At 64.8% G+C, this 17,771-nt stretch carries 15 protein-coding genes; 5 read left to right on the top strand and 10 right to left on the bottom strand.

The window, feature by feature from the left end:
- Nucleotides 1–543: 543 nt before the first annotated feature.
- Genes QRN22_RS21190 through QRN22_RS21175 form a run of 4 tightly spaced genes read right to left on the bottom strand, consistent with a single transcriptional unit; the run spans nt 544 to nt 5,847 of the window.
- A complete protein-coding gene (locus QRN22_RS21190; RefSeq protein WP_042556724.1) occupies nt 544–2,304 on the bottom strand; it encodes an ABC transporter ATP-binding protein in 1,761 nt (586 codons plus the stop codon).
- Entirely contained in the window at nt 2,301–3,443 is a 1,143-nt protein-coding gene (locus QRN22_RS21185) for a glycoside hydrolase family 1 protein (protein WP_042556725.1), read from the bottom strand. The genes QRN22_RS21190 and QRN22_RS21185 overlap by 4 nt, the downstream gene beginning before the upstream one ends.
- 8 nt (nt 3,444–3,451) lie before the next feature.
- Nucleotides 3,452–4,672 (bottom strand): UDP-galactopyranose mutase, encoded by a 1,221-nt coding sequence (glf, locus tag QRN22_RS21180; RefSeq protein WP_042556726.1) that lies wholly within the window; start codon nt 4,670–4,672, stop codon nt 3,452–3,454.
- On the bottom strand, nt 4,660–5,847 hold the full coding sequence (locus QRN22_RS21175) for a glycosyltransferase family 1 protein (protein WP_042556727.1): 1,188 nt from the start codon (nt 5,845–5,847) through the stop codon (nt 4,660–4,662). The genes glf and QRN22_RS21175 overlap by 13 nt, the downstream gene beginning before the upstream one ends.
- Nucleotides 5,848–6,136: 289 nt before the next feature.
- Between QRN22_RS21175 and galE the strand changes: the two genes are divergently transcribed.
- Nucleotides 6,137–7,186 carry a UDP-glucose 4-epimerase GalE gene (gene galE, locus QRN22_RS21170; protein ID WP_042556728.1) on the top strand — a complete coding sequence of 350 codons (1,050 nt, stop codon included), beginning with the start codon at nt 6,137–6,139 and terminating at the stop codon, nt 7,184–7,186.
- Between the two features lie 329 nt (nt 7,187–7,515).
- Nucleotides 7,516–8,052, top strand: coding sequence for a sterol desaturase family protein (locus tag QRN22_RS21165; protein WP_082045930.1), 537 nt, complete (start codon nt 7,516–7,518; stop codon nt 8,050–8,052).
- Here QRN22_RS21165 and crtB read toward each other — a convergent pair.
- The 5 genes from crtB to fni are packed head-to-tail and all read right to left on the bottom strand — an operon-like array spanning nt 7,934 to nt 13,905.
- Nucleotides 7,934–8,935: a 15-cis-phytoene synthase CrtB gene (gene crtB, locus QRN22_RS21160; RefSeq protein WP_042556729.1), complete on the bottom strand. Its 1,002-nt coding sequence runs from the start codon at nt 8,933–8,935 to the stop codon at nt 7,934–7,936. The two genes, QRN22_RS21165 and crtB, sit on opposite strands and share 119 nt — an antisense overlap.
- On the bottom strand, nt 8,932–10,422 hold the full coding sequence (locus QRN22_RS21155; RefSeq protein WP_042556730.1) for a phytoene desaturase: 1,491 nt from the start codon (nt 10,420–10,422) through the stop codon (nt 8,932–8,934). Before QRN22_RS21155 ends, crtB begins: the two co-directional genes overlap by 4 nt.
- Nucleotides 10,419–11,585 carry a lycopene beta-cyclase CrtY gene (gene crtY, locus QRN22_RS21150; protein WP_042556731.1) on the bottom strand — a complete coding sequence of 389 codons (1,167 nt, stop codon included), beginning with the start codon at nt 11,583–11,585 and terminating at the stop codon, nt 10,419–10,421. Before crtY ends, QRN22_RS21155 begins: the two co-directional genes overlap by 4 nt.
- On the bottom strand, nt 11,582–12,853 hold the full coding sequence (locus tag QRN22_RS21145; protein ID WP_042556732.1) for a glycosyltransferase: 1,272 nt from the start codon (nt 12,851–12,853) through the stop codon (nt 11,582–11,584). The genes crtY and QRN22_RS21145 overlap by 4 nt, the downstream gene beginning before the upstream one ends.
- Nucleotides 12,850–13,905 (bottom strand): type 2 isopentenyl-diphosphate Delta-isomerase, encoded by a 1,056-nt coding sequence (gene fni, locus QRN22_RS21140; RefSeq protein WP_042556733.1) that lies wholly within the window; start codon nt 13,903–13,905, stop codon nt 12,850–12,852. Before fni ends, QRN22_RS21145 begins: the two co-directional genes overlap by 4 nt.
- A 253-nt stretch (nt 13,906–14,158) precedes the next feature.
- Here fni and QRN22_RS21135 point away from each other — a divergent pair, with 253 nt between their 5' ends.
- Nucleotides 14,159–15,046, top strand: a complete 888-nt coding sequence (locus QRN22_RS21135; protein WP_042556734.1) for a polyprenyl synthetase family protein — start codon at nt 14,159–14,161, stop codon at nt 15,044–15,046.
- A 9-nt stretch (nt 15,047–15,055) separates the two neighbouring features.
- Here the strand turns inward: QRN22_RS21135 and QRN22_RS21130 are convergent, their stop codons facing one another.
- On the bottom strand, nt 15,056–15,532 hold the full coding sequence (locus tag QRN22_RS21130) for a hypothetical protein (protein WP_052493877.1): 477 nt from the start codon (nt 15,530–15,532) through the stop codon (nt 15,056–15,058).
- Between the two features lie 239 nt (nt 15,533–15,771).
- Between QRN22_RS21130 and QRN22_RS21125 the strand changes: the two genes are divergently transcribed.
- Both QRN22_RS21125 and QRN22_RS21120 read left to right on the top strand, forming a co-directional pair.
- Nucleotides 15,772–16,284, top strand: coding sequence for a sigma-70 family RNA polymerase sigma factor (locus tag QRN22_RS21125; protein ID WP_042556735.1), 513 nt, complete (start codon nt 15,772–15,774; stop codon nt 16,282–16,284).
- Nucleotides 16,278–17,228, top strand: a complete 951-nt coding sequence (locus tag QRN22_RS21120; RefSeq protein ID WP_156152823.1) for a FecR domain-containing protein — start codon at nt 16,278–16,280, stop codon at nt 17,226–17,228. The genes QRN22_RS21125 and QRN22_RS21120 overlap by 7 nt, the downstream gene beginning before the upstream one ends.
- Nucleotides 17,229–17,771 lie beyond the last annotated feature (543 nt).

Raw genomic sequence — 17,771 nt, 5'->3', positions numbered from 1 at the left:
ACCTGTAGGAGCCCGCTTGCGGGCGAATCGCGAGGCAATGCCGACATCCCGGTGCGGCCACCATCGTTTCGCGCCGGGGGCGACGCTCCTACGGTGGTGGCGGGTAATGCACTTACCCAGGCGTGTGCAATCACCTGTAGGAGCCCGCTTGCGGGCGAATCGCGAGGCAATGCCGACATTCCGGTGCAGCCACTATCGTTTCGCGCCGAGGTCGGCGCTCCTACGGTGGTGGCGGGTAATGCACTTACCCAGGCGTGTGCAATCACCTGTAGGAGCCCGCTTGCGGGCGAATCGCGAGGCAATGCCGACATCCCGGTGTAGTCACTATCGCTTCGCGCCGGGGGCGACGCTCCTACGGTGGTGGCGGGTAATGCACTTACCCAGGCGCCTGCATTCACCTGTAGGAGCCCGCTTGCGGGCGAATCGCGATGCAATGCCGACATCCCGGTGCAGCCACTATCGCTTCGCGGCGAGGTCGACGCTCCTACGGTGGTGGCGGGTAACGCACTTGCTCCGACAGGGGGCACGTTGCGCAGGCGACTGTCAGGTCGCGTCGAACCCGGCTGCCTGAAGACGCCATAAGCGTTCGAAGCTGCCGCCCTGTTGGCGCAACTGCTCAGGCGGTCCGTCTTCGACGATGCGACCCTTTTCGAGCACCACCACGCGGTCGAAACTGGCCAGCGTCGACAGCCGGTGCGCCACAGCCAGCACCGTGCGGCCCTGCATCAGGTTGGCCAGAGCTGCCTGGATTTCCGCTTCGGAGTGCGTGTCCAGAGCCGAGGTGGCTTCATCGAGGATCAGAATCGGCGCGTCCTTGAGAAATGCCCGGGCGATGCCGAGACGCTGCCGCTGACCACCGGAAAGCATTACCCCACGCTCGCCCACCTGGGTGTCGTAGCCTTGCGGCAGCTCGCGGATGAAGGTGTCGCAGAACGCATGATGAGCGGCCGCCGTGACCTCGTCGTCGCTGGCGTCCGGTCGGCCATAACGGATGTTCTCGCGAATGCTGCGGTTGAACAGCGCGGTCTCCTGAGGCACCACGGCCATGCGTGCGCGCAGGCTGTCCTGGCTGACCTCGCTGATGTCCTGGCCGTCGATCATCACGCTGCCGGCCTGCACGTCGTCGAGGCGCTGAATCAGGCTGAGCAGGGTGGATTTTCCTGCGCCGGAAGGCCCGACGATACCGACCTTCTGGCCGACCGGGATATGCAACTGAAAATCCTCGAACACGCGCCGGCCATCCGGGTAGGCGAACGCCACATGGCGAAACTCGATATCGCCGCGCGACAGCGCCAGCTGGGTTTCCGGATCGTCCAGCTCATGGGGCTGCACGATGATCCGCAGGGTGTCTTCGATGGCGCCGAGTTGCTGGGTGGTGTCGACCAGCGCCAGGGCCAGGTCGCGGGAGCCGTGCAGGATGCGGAAGGTCAGGGCGCTGACCATCACCACGTCGCCAGCGGTCACGGTACCGGCTATCCATAGCTGGATGGCCCAGACCAGCATGCCGCCCGCCATCAACGACAGGCAGATGTCGTGGATCACCCGTGCCTTTTCCAGGTACATCCAGCTGCGCCGCTGCGCGTGGGCTTCCAGACCGATCTCCTCGGCCAGGCGGCGGCTCTCGCGGTCGCGCGCGGAAAACGCCTTGATGGTCCAGACATTGGACACCACATCCACCAGCTCGCCGCCGACCCGCGCCGCCTGTGCCGCGAAGCGCTGGTGCTTGCTGCGCCCGCGGATGCCGAAGGCGGTAATCAGCGCGGCCACGATCATCACGAACACGATCAGCGCCAGAGCCATGCGCGTGTGCACGGTGAACAGCACCAGCACGGCACCGACGAAATCCACGCACGGCGGCATGATCTTCCAGGCCAGGCCACCATAGATCGAGCCTGCCGCCTGACCGGTAGCGGAAATGCGGTTGCCGAGGGCGCCGGCGAAGTGCCGGGCGAAGTAGCCCATGGGGTGACCGGTGAGGTGGCGGAACAGGTCGACACGCAAGTCCACGCAACTGGCCACCACCGTGTGGCAACCCAGCCAGCCACCGAGCCGCCAGAAGACGTTCTCGACCACGATCAGGCCGATGAACAATCCCAGCGGAAACCACACCTCGGCGTGCTGCCGGTCGTCGGTGGCCATGGCATCGACCAGTAGCTTCATGCCGTACTGCACGGCCACTGCACAGGCGCTGGCGCCGAGAATCAGCAGGAACATGCCACCGAAATGCCAGGGGCGACGGCGCACGTAATGGGCAAGGAAGGCCACCGGTCTGCCGGGCAGTTCTCGCGCTGCCGAGCGGCTCAAGTGCGCGCCACCCGTTGGGCGGCGAGGGTATCGACATGGAACTGCTGACGCCGCAGCTCTTCGGCCAGCGCCTCGCACACCGGCCGCGCGCCGTGTTCGTCGGGGTAGCCGAACAGGCCTGCCGGGCAATGCCTGTCATCCGTCCAGCCGGGGTAGTCGAGCACCGGGTACAGGCAGATGCCTTCCAGGGGCAGTCCGCGCTGCAGGGCCAGGCGCACCTGTTCGCCGATATAGCGCAGCCACTCGCCGCGCAGGTCACCCTCGGCGCCGGTTTCCGCCACCAGCACGGGCCGTCGATAACGCTGGTAGACCTCGGCGAGGATGCCGCTGAACGGCCGGTAACCTGGCTCACCGCGCCACAGCGTGCCGCCACCGGAGAACCACTGGTTGTTCGGGTAGTAGTTGACGCCGACGATGTCCAGATACTCCGGGCGGCCACCAAGCCCCGGCCATTGCAGCCCGGCGAGCATGTCCCAGGCCTGGAACTGGGCAAGTCGGTAGCGCTCGGCCTCGGCCTGGGCATCCGGGCGATTGCCCCGTGGCACCACGTGGATCACCGGGTCCACCTGAACGAAACGCGCGCGACGGTCGACCCCGCGTATCGCCTCAATGGCGGCGATACTGGCCCGCACCAGTTGATGCTTGAGTTCGTCGCCACGGCCTCTGCCCAGTGGCGCTAGGTAAGCGACATCGCCACCGGCCCAGGCCAGGAAGGACATCTCGTTGATCGGCGAGTAGAAGGGCACCCGATCGCTTTCTTCACGAACCAGGCGGGCGGTGGCTTCGGCGAAACGGGCGAAGCGTTCGACGAATTCCGGCCGCCAGATATCGATATGGTCTGGCCAGCCGTAGTGGCACAGGTCCCAGATCACCTGCACGCCAGCCTGCTCGGCTGCCCTCAGCTGCGGCACGAAGCTCGACCAGTCGTAATGCCGTGGCGTGGGCTCGATCAGGTGCCAGCGCAAGCCGTCACGAGCCGAGCGGATGCCGTGCCGCCGCAATGCGGCATAGTCGTTCGCCGCCCATTGCGCGTGTCGCGTGCCGTCGATCAGATCGAGCCGTCTGCCATCGTCACGGCGATGGGTCGAGCACTCGTAGCCGCCGAGAAAGAAACTGTCGAACAGGGAAGGGAGGTGCATCGCGGGTCCTATGTGGCAAGGCTTTCGCCGTGCTCGGCGCTTTCATGCTCTGCAACCTCGCCACCGGCTTGCTCGATACGCTTGTAGAGCGCCAGCGCCTGACCGACGACCTGGTCCATGTTGTAGTACTTGTAGGTGCCGAGCCTGCCGAGGAAGGTGACCCCAGGCGTTTCGCCCGCCAGCTGCTCGTAGCGCTTGTACAGTTCGGCATTTTCCGGGCGCGGGATCGGGTAATAGGGGTCGCCTTCGGCCGATGGGTATTCGTAGGTGATGCTGGTTGCGGCGTGCTGCTGGCCGGTGAGGTGCTTGTATTCGCTGATGCGTGTGTGCGGCACCGCCTCGTCCGGGTAGTTGACCGTCGCCACCGACTGGAAGCGTTGCTGGTCGAGGGTGTGGTGCTCGAACTTCAGCGAGCGATAGGGCAGCCTGCCAAAGCAGTGGTCGAAGTATTCGTCGACGGGGCCGCAGTAGATCAGGTGCCCGTGCTCGACCTCGTCTCGAATCTGCCGGTAGTCGGTGTTCAGCCTGACGCTGATGTTCGGGTGATCGAGTATGCGCTCGAACATGCGCGTGTACCCGTGCAGCGGCATCTGCTGGAAAGTGTCGGTGAAGTAGCGGTCATCGGTATTGGTTCGCGTCGGCACCCGTGCGGTGACCATCTTGTCCAAGCGCGATGGGTCCAGGCCCCACTGCTTGCGGGTGTAGCCGCGGAAGAATTTCTCGTACAGCTCGCGGCCGATCTGGTTGACCACCACGTCTTCGCTGGTGTGGATGGCGGCTACCGGCTCGGCACGACTGGCCAGATAAGCGGCGGCGTCTTCGTCGCTTTGCAGGTTCAAGCCATACAGGGCATTGAGCGTGGTGCGGTTGATCGGCACCGGCACCTGCTGGCCATCGACCACCGCCAGCACGCGGTGCTCGTAGGGGCGCCATTCAGTGAAGCGCGACAGATATTCGACGATGCGCTGGGCATTGGTGTGGAATATGTGCGGACCATAGCGATGCACCAGCACGCCGGCTTCGTCGTAATGGTCATAGGCGTTGCCAGCGATGTGCGAGCGCCGGTCGACCACCAGTACGCGCTTGCCCAGGCCGGCCGCCAGACGCTCGGCGAGCACGCTGCCGGCGAAACCGGCGCCGACGATCAGGTAATCGAACGCCGGCGGGCTGTCTTCATCATGTTGATGGTCGTTGCGCGACGTGGCGTTTCCGGGATTCAGCGGATGCATTCGATCATCTCCTTCATGTCGGCCTGGGTACGATCCCAAGACATACCTGCAAGCACGCGGTCAGCGGCGCTGAACATGGCATCGTGGTCGGCGGCAAGGGCGAGTGCCTGTTCACAGGCAGCGACGAATTCCTCTGCGGTACCGGCGATCAGCACCAGGCCGCAATCGCCGTAGCTGCGCACCACATCGTTGATCGGCGTGGACACCACCGGGCGGCCTGCGGCCAGGTATTCCGGGGTTTTGGTGGGGCTGATGAAGCGTGTCGACGGGTTCATGGCAAAGGGCATCAGCGCCACATCCCAGCCTGCCAGGTAGCGGGGCAGCTCATCGTAGGTCTTGCTGCCGAGGTAATGAATGTTCGCCTGCTCGGGCAGGCTGGCCGGGTCGATCTTGACCACGGGGCCGATCATCACCAGTTGCCAGTCGGGGCGCATCGTCGCCACGGTGCGTAGCAGCTCGATATCGAAACGTTCGTCGATCACGCCATAGAAACCCAGGCGCGGGCGGTCGATTTCGGCTTGATCCGGCGGATCGCTCTGGGCCTGGCGTGCAGCCGCGAAATGAGCGATATCCACGCTGCTGGCAAAGGCGTGTGCGTTGGCGTGCAGCGTGCGCTTGGCCTCCCAGATGCTGTGGCCGCCGGTGAACACCAGATCGGCACGGGCCAGCAGATCGCGCTCGCGCTCGACCAGTTCCGGCGGGGCGCCCTGGAAGGCCGAGAGCTCGTCCATGCAGTCATAGATGGTCACCCTCGGTTGCAGATGGGCCGAGAACGCCAGGCTCATGGGCGTGTAGTACCAGAGCAGCAGGTCATCGACCTCCAGCCTGGCCAGGTAGATGTCCAGCAGAGCGCGGATGGCGGTATTGCTCGCCTGGGTATCCAGGCCATGTGGCAGGCGCGGTACCAGCACCTGGACGCCTCGTTCATCGGGGCGCACTTCCAGCCAGGGCAGGGCTTCGTCGCTGCCGATCGGCTCCTCGAAGAACAGTACGTTGTAGTCACGCACGAAGCGCGACATCAGGTGTTGCGGGCGCTGATAGACGAAGCTCCAGCGCAGGTGCGAAAGACACAGCAACGTGGGGATGGCGGGGTCGAAGATGACAGCGGCTTCGGCCTCGTTCGACGGCCTTTGCGACGTGCCGATCTGCCCTTGAAAGGATCCTGCCCAGCTCATGTTCGTGCCTCCTCGAGTAGCCCCACAAGCGAAGCGCCGGGGCTCTGGCACGGCCGTTTCGCTTAACCGGACGAGTGCGAGGGGTGGACGGTGGGTGGCTCCGGGCAGTTCAACAGATCGGCTGAAAGGTCAGCGAATCACGCGTTCATCCCTTGACCTGAACTAGTACGAAGCGGCCCTCGTCGGACCCTGTGTAGTCGATCTTCTTCCTGCCATGCAGGCGACCCGTGTCGTAGTGCACATCCATGGGCGGTTTCAACCGAGCGACCTGATCCCATAGGAGACAACCATGATATTGGTCACAGGAGGTGCCGGTTACATAGGCTCCCATGCAGTGCTGACGCTGCTGCAGGCCGGGCATGAGGTCGTGGTACTGGATAATCTGTGCAACAGCTCGCGAACGTCGCTGGAGCGCGTGGCGCTCATCGCCGGGCGCAAGCCGCATTTCATCAAGGGTGACATCCGCAATCGTGGCCTGCTCGACGATCTGTTCCGACGCTGGCCGACCACCGCGGTCATGCATTTCGCCGGTCTGAAGGCCGTTGGCGAAAGCGTTCGCGATCCGCTGCGCTACTACGAAACCAACGTGGCAGGCAGCATCACCCTGTGTCAGTCGATGGCCGACGCGGGCATCTTCCGACTGGTGTTCAGCTCCTCGGCCACCGTGTATGGCGAGTCGGTCAGCATGCCGATACAGGAGGACTGCCCCACCGGCATTCCGACCAACCCCTATGGGCAGTCGAAGCTGATGGCGGAAAACGTCCTCAAGGCGCTCGCCCATTCCGATCCGCGCTGGTCGATTGCACTGTTGCGTTACTTCAATCCCATCGGCGCCCATGAGTCCGGGCTGATCGGCGAGGATCCCAACGGCATCCCCAACAACCTGCTGCCCTACATGCTGCAGGTGGCGGTCAGGAGACAGCCGCAGCTGAGCATTTACGGTGATGATTATCCCACCAGTGACGGTACCGGGGTGCGCGACTACATTCACGTGATGGACCTGGTCGAGGGCCACCTGCTGGCCCTCCAGCGGCTCGCGCACAGCCGTGGCGCGACGGTCTGGAACCTGGGTACGGGGCAAGGCTACTCGGTGCTGCAAATGGTCCGCGCCTTCGAAGCGATCATCGGCCGTGCGTTGCCCTTTCGCATCGTCGCCCGCCGCCCTGGCGATATCGCCCAGTGCTGGGCCGACCCCAGCAAGGCCAGGAGCGAGCTGCAATGGAGCGCCGCGCGGGGCCTGCATGCCATGCTCGCTGACTCATGGCGCTGGCAGAAGAGTAATCCCCAGGGCTATCGGGCGAGCGCAGCCAAGATGCCAGTGACGGAACTGGCCAGCTAGGTTCCGGTGCTCGGCGCCTGGAGCCCGGCTTCGTGCGCGATTTCACGGTCGTTGCCGAGCAACCTTGAGCGCCTGCCTGAGCCACTGGAGAATTTTACCCTTTGGCTTTCTGTGCCAATGCGCTCAACCACGGTAGGATGGGCGCCAGTTGCCGATACGGAGCGCGTGCTCCGCACGCCGATGGATCGCCGGGCGCTGTCGAGTGTCGATAGCAGAGACGCCGTGCATCATCCGATCAATCACCACCGCCTGAAGGATTACCGCGTGTCGCCAGCCAGCCTCAACCGCCTTCAGATGGGCTCCAGCCGTTCGCAAGGGTCCGCCCCACGATGATCATCAACGCCCTGGTTTTTTTCGTCACGCTGACCGCCATGGAAGGTGTGGCCTATTACGCCCACAAGTACGTGATGCACGGCTGGGGGTGGGGCTGGCATCGTTCGCATCACGAGCCGCGCGAAGGCTGGTTCGAGAAGAACGATCTGTACGCGGCGGTATTCGCCGGGCTGGCCATCGTGCTGATCGCTCTCGGTACCCAAGGCATGCACCCGCTGGAGTGGATTGGCGCGGGCATGACCGCCTACGGCCTGCTGTATTTCGTTGTCCATGACGGTCTGGTGCATCACCGCTGGCCATTTCGCTTCGTGCCGCGCAGCGGCTACCTCAAGCGCCTTTACCAGGCACACCTGATGCACCACGCCGTAGATGGCAAAGAGCGCTGCGTGTCCTTCGGTTTTCTCTACGCGCCTTCTACGGCGCGTCTGAAGGCTCAGTTGCGGGCGATGCATGACGGGCCGCTGCGCAAGACGGATGCGGACGTTGCCACAGGTTCCCGGGGCGAGCCGGCCAGCGCGCGAAGCGACTCGTAAGCGCCCGCCACAAACCGGTCAGCACGGCGCCGATCTTCTCCGCCTTGGAGGTGGAGATGCGCGCGTCCCAGGCGTGATCGCCAGCGTCCAGCACCCTCATGCCGATCTGCCGATAGACCGCCGCCGCCGTTGCCACCGCCCAGGCCGAGCGCCAGGGCAGGGCGCTGAGGCCGGCCTGGGCGCTGGCGTAGTAGGGCTCGGCCAGCTCCACCAAGCGTTGGCCGAGCACGGCGACGGCGGGGCGGTGATGAATGTCGGCGACCTGATCACGCGGCACGCCCAGTTCCTCCAGCCACTCTTCAGGCAGGTAGCAGCGACCCACGGCAGCGTCATCGACGATATCCCGGGCGATATTTGTCAGCTGAAATGCCAGGCCGAGGTCGCAGGCGCGATCCAGGGTCGGTTCATCTCGGGTGCCCATGACCCGCGCCATCATCAGCCCCACCACCCCGGCTACGTGGTAGCAGTATTGCAACGTGTCGTCGATGCTCCGGTAGCGGCGCTCCAGCACATCCATTTCGAAACCTGCCAGGTGCTCCTGGGCATGCTGCTCGGGAATGTCGTGAGCGCGCACCACCTGGCGAAAGGCGGCGAAGGCGGGGTCGTCCAGTTGCGTGCCGGCATACACCGCGCGGGTCTGGGCCTTGAGATGCGCGAGGCGCTGCTCGGCTTCCTGGCGGCTGATGGGCACCGCGTCGTGGCCGGCTTCCTGACCGTCGATCACGTCGTCGCAGTGGCGGCACCAGGCGTAGAGCATCACCGCGCTGCGTCGGGTCGGTTCGTCGAACAGCTTCGAGGCTGCCGCGAAGCTCTTCGAACCCACGGCGATACTCTGGTTGGCGTGCTCGATCAGCGCCTGATCGTCCGGGGCCGCGGCGTTCATGGCTGCAGGTCCTCGATCATCAGGCCGGCAGTGGCCTTGGCCGAGCCGATCACGCCGGGAACACCGGCGCCCGGGTGGGTCCCCGCACCGACCAGATAGACGTTTTCCAACTGCGCGTCGCGGTTGTGCGGGCGGAACCAGGCGCTCTGCTGCAGCACCGGCTCCAGGGAGAACGCCGAGCCCTGATAGGCATACAGCTCATCGCGAAAATCATTGGGCGTGAAGATCCGGCAGGTCACCAGGTCCTCGCGCAGCCCCGGGATGTAGTGTTCCTCGAGGTAGGCGAGGATGCGATCACGGTAGCGCGGGCCCTCGACGTCCCAGTCGATCGGCGCATTGCCCAGGTGCGGTACCGGCGACAGCACGTAATGACTGGAGCAACCCTCTGGCGCCAGGCTGGGGTCGGTCACGCAGGGGGCGTGCAGGTACAGGGAGAAATCCTCGGCCAGGGTCTGGCCGGTGAAGATTTCCTCGATCAGCTCGCGGTAGCGCGGCCCGAAGCACACCGTATGGTGCTGCAACTGCGGCTGTGGGCGCTTGAGGCCAAAGTGGATCACGAACAGCGAGTTGCTGAAGCGTTTGCCTTTCAGGCGACGGCCTTCCTGGCGGCCACGTGGATGGCTGGCCAGCAGCTTGGCGTAGGTATGCACCACATCGGCATTGGAGGCCACGCTGTCGGCGGCGAACTGGCGACCGTCCTGCAGACGCACGGCGGTGGCGCGATTGTTCTCGGTGTCAATGGCGGCCACGTCGGCATTCAATTCCAAGGTGCCGCCGAGGTCTTCGAACAGCCTGACCATGCCCTGTACCAGCGCGCCGGTGCCGCCCTTGGGAAACCATACGCCCCATTCACGCTCCAGGGCGTGGATCAGGGTATAGATCGACGAGGTGGCGAAGGGGTTGCCGCCCACCAGCAGGGAATGAAACGAGAAGGCCTGACGCAGTTTGTCGTGTTCGACGAATTTCGAGACCATCGAGTAGACGCTGCGCCAGGCCTGCAGCCGCGCCAGTTGCGGGCCGACTTGCAGCATGTCGCGAAACGACAGGAAGGGCACCGCGCCGAGCTTCAGGTAACCCTCCTTGAACACCGCACGGGAGTAGGCCAGGAAACGCTGGTAACCCTCCACGTCGGCAGGGTTGAGGGCCTGGATCTGACGATCCAGCTCGGCCTGGTCATTGGCGTAGTCGAACTGCGTGCCGTCCTCCCAGCACAGGCGGTAGAAGGGTTTGACCGGGAGCAACTCGACGTAGTCGGCAATGTTTCTGCCACTGAGCGCGAACAGCTCCTCGATGGCGCTCGGGTCGGTGATCACCGTTGGGCCGGCGTCGAAGGTGAAGCCCTGGTCGCGATAGACGTAGGCGCGGCCGCCCGGCTGGTCGCGTTTTTCCAGCAGTGTGGTATGGATGCCTGCGCTCTGCAGGCGAATGGCCAGGGCCAGCCCGCCAAAACCGGCGCCGATGACGATGGCTGTTTTCGCTTGGGTCATGAACGAGTCTCGAAATGCCGCGGGGAATGGCGCACGGCCGCCCGCATGGCTTGATCAACGGGCACCGGCGGCTTGCCGACAAGAATTCGTGCACGGTCGTACCAGGGGTTGCTGCCGGCGTAGAAACGCTCGATCAGCCCTGCCGGCAGTCCGTAGAAGCGCTGCATCACCTGCCAGCGATCCTGGGGGCGCCCGGCCAGGAACAACATGCGGTTGAGCAGCCGGTAGAAGCCCTGATTGCGCCATTCGCCTCGCGCATGGGCGCGCAGGTCGTGGGCCAGGGTGGCGGCGTCACGCAACTGATAGCTGCTCAGCCACTCGGCCAAGCGGACGGCGTGGGGCAGGGAATAGCCGGTGGTGCAATGGAACAGCCCGGCGCGCAGCCCGGACAGCGGCTGGCCTGCCGCCTCGTTCCAGAACGCGTCGAAGTCGCCGGCCAGGGTGATCGGCAGGATGCCCTGTTCCTCGCGCAGGCACTCGGCGATCTGCCAGCCATGCTGGCGGGCGTAGGCCGCGATGTGTTCGCGCAACTGCTCGGTGGAGGCACGGTGATTGTCGACGTAATGGGTGTCTTCGATCAGCAGCGTGTCCGCCGAGAACGGCAGTACGTAGACGAAACGATAGCCATCGCCCTGGGGTACCCGCGCATCCATGATGATCGGTGCTGTCAGCCCATGGGGCTGCTCCAGGCGCAGCAACTGCCCGACGAAGGCCTGCTGACCGAGTACCAGATTGCCGCTCGGTCGGGCACCACGGCCATCGATCACCGCCCGGGCGACGAGCCGCTCGCCGTTTTCCAGCGTCACCTGGGTAGGGCTGATCTCGGCGATGGTGCTACCCAGGCGCAGGGACGAACCCAGCGCTGGGGTGATGACCTCGGCGAAACGCTCGCCGGTGATGCTCGCATAACCGCTGTTCATCGCCCGTGACAGATAGGGGAAGTGCACCTGATAGCTCGGCCAGCGTTTCACCACCAGAGGCTCCAGCCAGCGGTGCTGAGTCTCGCTCAGGTCGCCATCGTGGAACGACCAGGTGTGGTTGCCGCCCAGGCACGGCTGTTCTTCGATGCACAGCACCTTGAGATCCGGTCGCTGCTGGCGAAGGCGCCAGGCGATCAAACCATTGGCGAGGCCGCCGCCAGCCAGGATCAGGTCATGGTTCATAGGTCGGCAGCCCGTACGGAGGTCGATTGCAGCAGCGCCGCCTCGACGATATCGGCCGCCCTGGGAACGCCGCCGGCCTGCTGCAGTTCGGCGATCAAGGGGTCGAAACCCGGCAAGGGCTGCGCGAGCAAGGCGCGCAATGCAGCTTCGATGCGCGAGACGCTGGCGCGGCGGCTCAACTGGCTGCCCACGCCGCGATAGGCCACGCGCGCGGCTACGCCCGGCTGATCGAAGGCGATCGGCATCACCAGCATCGGCGTGCGCGCGGCGATCGCATCCATCACGGTATTCAGGCCACCGTGGGTGATCACCGCGTCAGCCTGCTCCAGCGCCCATTGCTGTGGCGCGAAATCGGTGACCCAGGTGGCGCCATGCTTGATCAGTTGCTGCTCTTGGGCAGCATTAAGCTTTCCGCAATGGGCGATCAGTAACTGAGCATCTATGCGACGGCAGGCCTTGGCGATCCGCTCGAACAGCCCGAGTCGGTCACCTTGCAAGGTACCGAGGCTGGCGAAAAAGAACGGTCGTTTCTTGTCGATGGGCCACTCGCCTTGCTGTGGTGTAGCCGGGCTGCGTAGCGGGCCGACGGCATGGAAGTGCGTTGGCAATAGGCTGCGTGGAAAATCGAAACCGGCCAGGGTCTGGCTAATCTGCGCCACGGGCGACAGGCACTCGTGCAGCGCAGTGCGCGGCGCGATGGCCAGGCGCAGAGCAGCATTGCTGATCACCTTACCCAGCGGCTTCATCAGCCAGTCGTAAACCTGGCTGCTGCCACGGTACATGTGCTGGCTGCGCTCGTCGCTGGCATAGGCGAACGGCATCACCGGCAGTGGCAGCCCTGGCTCGCGATTGACCGGCAGCGCACAGGCAACGGAAATGAACGGCAGGCCCAGGCTTTCGCCAACCAGCCCGCCAGCCGGTTCCATCTGGTCGCAGAGCACGGCCTCGATGCCGTTGTCGGCGAATGCTCCCGGTAGCTCGTTGCAGAGCATGGCCGTGGTGCCCGCCATCTGCTTGATGATTCGCCGCAGGCCCCAGGGCGTGTCCGGGCGCGCCGCCTGGCGCAGGGTCTGTTCGAGGCTGCCCGGTGGATGACTGCCGGCACCCACCGAACGGAAGCCGATGCGCGGGTCGCTGAGCCAGTGGGCGGCGTCCGACTGATGGAAGAAGGTCACCCGGTGGCCGCGCTCGATCAGCTCGACGCAAAGCGCCTGCAGGGCTTGGAAATGGCTGTAGTAAGGCGGCGCGATGACGGCGAAGTGGGTCATGCTTGTGTCGTTCGTAGTGAGCCGGTCGGGAGCAGTCGGGCATTGCGCAGCGCCGCCAGGTTGGCGGAACCGGTGCAGAAGCACGCCGTACGCAGTTGCCGGATGACGATCTGGAAGTGTTCGATCACCGCCTCGGTCGACAGCGTGGCACCTGCCAGCGCGCCTGCCGCCTGGCCGACGATATCGGCGCCGAGACGAATGGCCTTGGCCGCATCCACGCCATCCTGCACACCGCCGGAGGCGATCAGTGTTACCTGCGGCAGCGCATCGCGTATCGACTGCACGGCTGTCGCCGTGGGAATCCCCCAGCCGGCGAAGGCCATGGCTACGGCGCGATCCGCCGGGTTCGCCGCGCGTTCGCCTTCCACGGCCGCCCAGCTGGTGCCGCCGGCGCCCGCCACGTCGATGACCTGTACGCCAGCCTCGACCAGAGAGCGGGCTACCGAAACCGACAAACCGGCGCCGACTTCCTTGACGATCACCGGCACGGGCAGAGAAGCCGCCACGCGGGCGATTTGCGTCAGCACGCCGCGCCAGTTGCGGTCGCCTTCGGGCTGCACGGCTTCCTGCAGCGGGTTGAGGTGAATGATCAGGCCGTTGGCTTCCAGGGCGTCGACCGCACGGCGCGCCAGATCGAGGCCCTGCGGTTCCAGCAGTTGCGCCGCACCGATATTGGACAGCAGCGCAATGCCTGGCGCGTAGCGGCGCAGCTCGCGGGTCAGGCCCTGATCGTTGCCGGTTTGCAGGCTGACGCGCTGGGAGCCGACGCCCATGGCGATGCCCAACTCCTGGGCCGCTTCGGCGAGGTGGCGGTTGATGGCTTCGGAGCGGTTGGCACCGCCGGTCATGGAGCTGATCAGCAGGGGCGCCTGCAGGGCGATACCGAGCAGCGAGCTGCGCAGGTCGATCTGCCCATGGTCGAGCTCCGGTAAGGCACAATGTTCGAACTGCACGCTCGCCCAGCCGGCGCTGACACGGGTAGTCGCCTTGTGTCGATCCAGGACGATATCCAGATGGTCATCCTTACGCCGACTCAGGTCGTTATTATTCATGCAGGCTCCATTGCGCAGGAATCATTTCGGGGGGCACGCGGTCTGTCCAGAACGGAATGATCGAATAGAATATCGACATCCGCTAGGCTTGAATTGGCCACATTATCAGGCAACTGCACGTATTAGACGTTCCAACATTACAAACCGGCTTCTGTTGTGATCATTTCGGTGTCAGGATCCTGCGTTGCCGTGCCCTGACAGTACTTGAAAGCGTGTCCAAGTGTTGCGGGAATACAGAAGAAGAGAGGGAACGATGACAGCCTATGCGACTGCAACGATCGACAGCGGATTCACCGAGCACCTGCTGCAACTGCGCGGTGCCATCGAGGGCCGGCTCGATGAGCTGCTGCCCGCCGTCAGCAATGAACGGGACCTGGTAGCCGCTGCCGTCCGTGATGGTGCGCTGGCCCCTGGCAAGCGCATGCGGCCACTGTTGCTGCTGCTCGCCGCCAATGGCCTGGGCGCCAATCAGCGCCAGGCGCTGGATCTGGCCTGCGCCATCGAGATGGTTCACGCCGCTTCGCTGATTCTCGATGACATGCCGTGCATGGATGACGCCCAGATTCGCCGGGGCCGGCCCACCGTGCACCTGGCGTTCGGCGAAGACATCGCCATCCTCGCCGCCGTTGCCTTGCTGGCGCGCGCCTTTGGCGTGGTGGCGGGTATCGAGGGGCTGAGGCCTTTGGTGCGTACCCAACTGGTGGAAATCGTCGCCAACACGGTCGGCTCACAGGGGCTGGTGCAGGGCCAGTTGCAGGACCTGCGCGATGGCAAGAATGCCCGCTCCGAAGAAGAGATCGCCGAGACCAACAACCTCAAGACCGGGGTGTTGTTCAGCGCGATCATGGACATGGCCTACCTGATCAGCGACGCCCCCAAACCGGTGCGCGGCGTGCTGCAGCGTTTTGCCGTCGAACTCGGCCATGCGGTGCAGCTCTACGATGATCTGCAGGACGCCAACCCCAACAATGCCAAGGATCAGGGCAAGGACGACGGCAAATCGACCCTGCTGGCACTGTATGGGGAGGAGCGAGTGCGTGAGCGCCTCGATGGGCACCTGGCACGCGCCCAGATCTGTCTGGACGAGGCCTATCGGGGGGACGTGTACATAGGTCGCTTCCTCGGCATGCTCTTCGCCTGAGAACCGGGATTACCGAGGGAGCGCCTCGAGCGCACTCTGCAGTTCGGCCGCATCGCTGAAGCGCTGTTCGCGAATCACGCTGCCGCCTTCGAGTTCCAGCCATTGCACGGTTTCCCGGTCGCCTTCATAGCGGCCTGCGACCCTGCCGGTCTGATCGAGCATGATGCGGTACTTGGCCGAGCGCATGGCGGGTACCGCCACCATCTTCGCCAGCGATGGCATCTTCTCGATATCCGCGACGTAGACCACGTGGCGCGCCTCCAGAAAACCTTCCGGCTTCTCCTCCAGTGCGCCATTGACCAGGCGCGCGGTCGACATGCTGCGTGCCACCAGCACCACGCGGGCGCTGTCATTGAGGGTATAAGCCTTCTCGAACTGATCCAGCAGTGTCCAGGGCGTCGAGGGAGCCGGCGCGGTCGCGGCTTCGTCGGCAGCCCAGGCGGACGAACAGATGACGCTGAACAACAGAATGGAGAGAGACTTCATGGCAGGCCGCTTTGTCGAAAAATTCGCAGCACAATAGAGTGCAGGGGCGGTCGTTGCCAAATGTTTTGCGGTGCCTGCAGCGCAATCCAGCTGCCAACTGCTCCGCCGTGCGGTGGGTGAGACGTTCGAGGAGCGTAAAAGGCGACACGAGGACGTTAAATCGGCAAGCAAGGCTACCGCTCGCGGCAGTTGTTAATTAGAATCGATCTCGTTATTGGTCCTCGTAACGGGTGTTTGGCATGGTCGGTTCGGCTGTATCAAGTGAGCGGGCTTTTCACGATCTCTACCGTGATCACCGCAGCTGGTTGGAGCAGTGGCTGAGCAGGCGCATGGGCAACGGCTGGGACGCAGCTGATCTCAGCCAGGATGCCTTCATGCGCGTACTGGCAGGCTCGCAGGCGATCGCCGACCTGCAGGAACCGCGTGCCTACCTGAAAACCATCGGCAAGCGTCTGCTGATCAACCTGCACAAGCGCCGCAGCCTGGAGCAGGCGTATCTCGATGCGCTGATGCAATTGCCCGAGGCCAGCGCACCGTCCCCGGAGCAACGCTGGCTGGTGCTCGAAACCCTGCAGGCCCTCGACGAATTGCTCGACGGGCTGCCACGGGTGGTACGGCGCGCGTTTCTGCTCAGCCAGCTCGAAGGGCTGGGCTACCGCGACATCGCCGAGCGGCTCGACGTCTCCGAACGCAGCGTCAAGCGCTACATGGTGCAAGCGTATGAACACTGTCTGCTGGTCGAGCTGTGCTGAACCGCGAGATCAGTGACGACACCCGGCGTGTCGCGCGCTCCGCTGCACGCTGGCTGGCGCTGATCGAATCCGGCGAAGCCGGTGAGCAGGACCATGCCGCGCTACAGCGCTGGCGTGATCACAGCGCGACCCACGAGCATGCCTGGCAACGGATTCAGGCACTGCGCTCGCGCTTCGACGGGTTGCCACCCGAACTGGCCATGGCCAGCCTCAACCGTCCGGACCAGGGGCGTCGGCGCATGCTCAAGGGCATGCTCGGCCTTGCCGCCGTGGCTCCGGCGGCCTGGCTGGTCAGCCGCGAACTGCCGATCGATGCCTGGCGGGCCGATCTATCCACCGGCACCGGCGAGCGCCGCAGCCTGACCCTGGCCGATGGCAGCGTGCTGGAGCTGAATACCGCGTCCGCGGTGAATCTCGATGCCGGCAAGCGGCAACTGACTCTGGTGCGCGGCGAGATCGCCTTGCGGGTTGCCGGCGCATCCCCCTTCATCATCGACACCGACCAGGGCAGGGCAACGGTCGGCGCAGGGGAAATCTGCGTGCGTCAGCAGGAACAGGCCTGCGAGTTCTCGGTGTTCCGCGGTGCCGCACAGCTGCGGCCAACGGGGTACGACACGCTCGCCCTGCAGCCTGGTCAGCGGGTGCGACTGCGCGGCGGGCGCATCGAGTCCACCCAGGCCTTCGACACCGGGGCACCGGGCTGGCGTGACGGGGTGCTGATGGCCAACGATCAGCCCCTGGGTGATTTCCTGCGGGAGCTGGACCGCTACCGGCCAGGCATCCTGCGTTGGTCGCCAGCCCTCGAATCACTGCGCGTCACCGGCAGCTTCCGTCTCGCCGATACCGACCAGATCCTCGACCTGCTCGCCGCCAGCCTGCCCCTGGAAGTCCGCGCCCGCACCCGCTACTGGGTCACCCTGGTACCCCGCGAACGAGCGGCTTGACCCAGGCGTCTTGAAGATCGAGACCTAACAACGGATCGCCCGCAAGCGGGCTCCTACAGTACTGGGGCGGTTGCGAGGTGAATGTACGGCGCCAATGCGCTAGGCCCGCGGCCCCAGCAACGGGTGGAGATCGCGACCTGTAGGAGCCCGCTTGCGGGCGAAGCGATGCTGGCCATTCAGGTAGATCGGCACCGAACAACGGATCGCCCGCAAGCGGGCTCCTACGGTACTGCGGCAGTTGCGAGGTGAACGCACGGCGCCAATGCGCTAGGCCCGCGGCCCCGGCAACGGGTGGAGATCGAAACCTGTAGGAGCCCGCTTGCGGGCGAAGCGATGCTGGCCATTCAGGTAAATCGGCACCGAACAACGGATCGCCCGCAAGCGGGCTCCTACGGTATTGGGGCGGTTGCGAGGTGAATGTACGGCGCCAATGCGCTAGGCGCGCGGTTCCTGCAGCGGGTGGAGATCGAAACCTGTAGGAGCCGGCTTGAACTGGCTTAATAAATCTGGACACCTCAATCGGGCGCTATGATGGCGCCCACA

It is taken from the genome of Pseudomonas sp. MEJ086, assembly GCF_030209025.1.
In the GTDB taxonomy this organism is placed as follows: domain Bacteria; phylum Pseudomonadota; class Gammaproteobacteria; order Pseudomonadales; family Pseudomonadaceae; genus Aquipseudomonas; species Aquipseudomonas fulva_A.
Note: the sequence above shows the minus strand (reverse complement) of the source record. Positions and strands in the feature narration are given on the sequence as shown.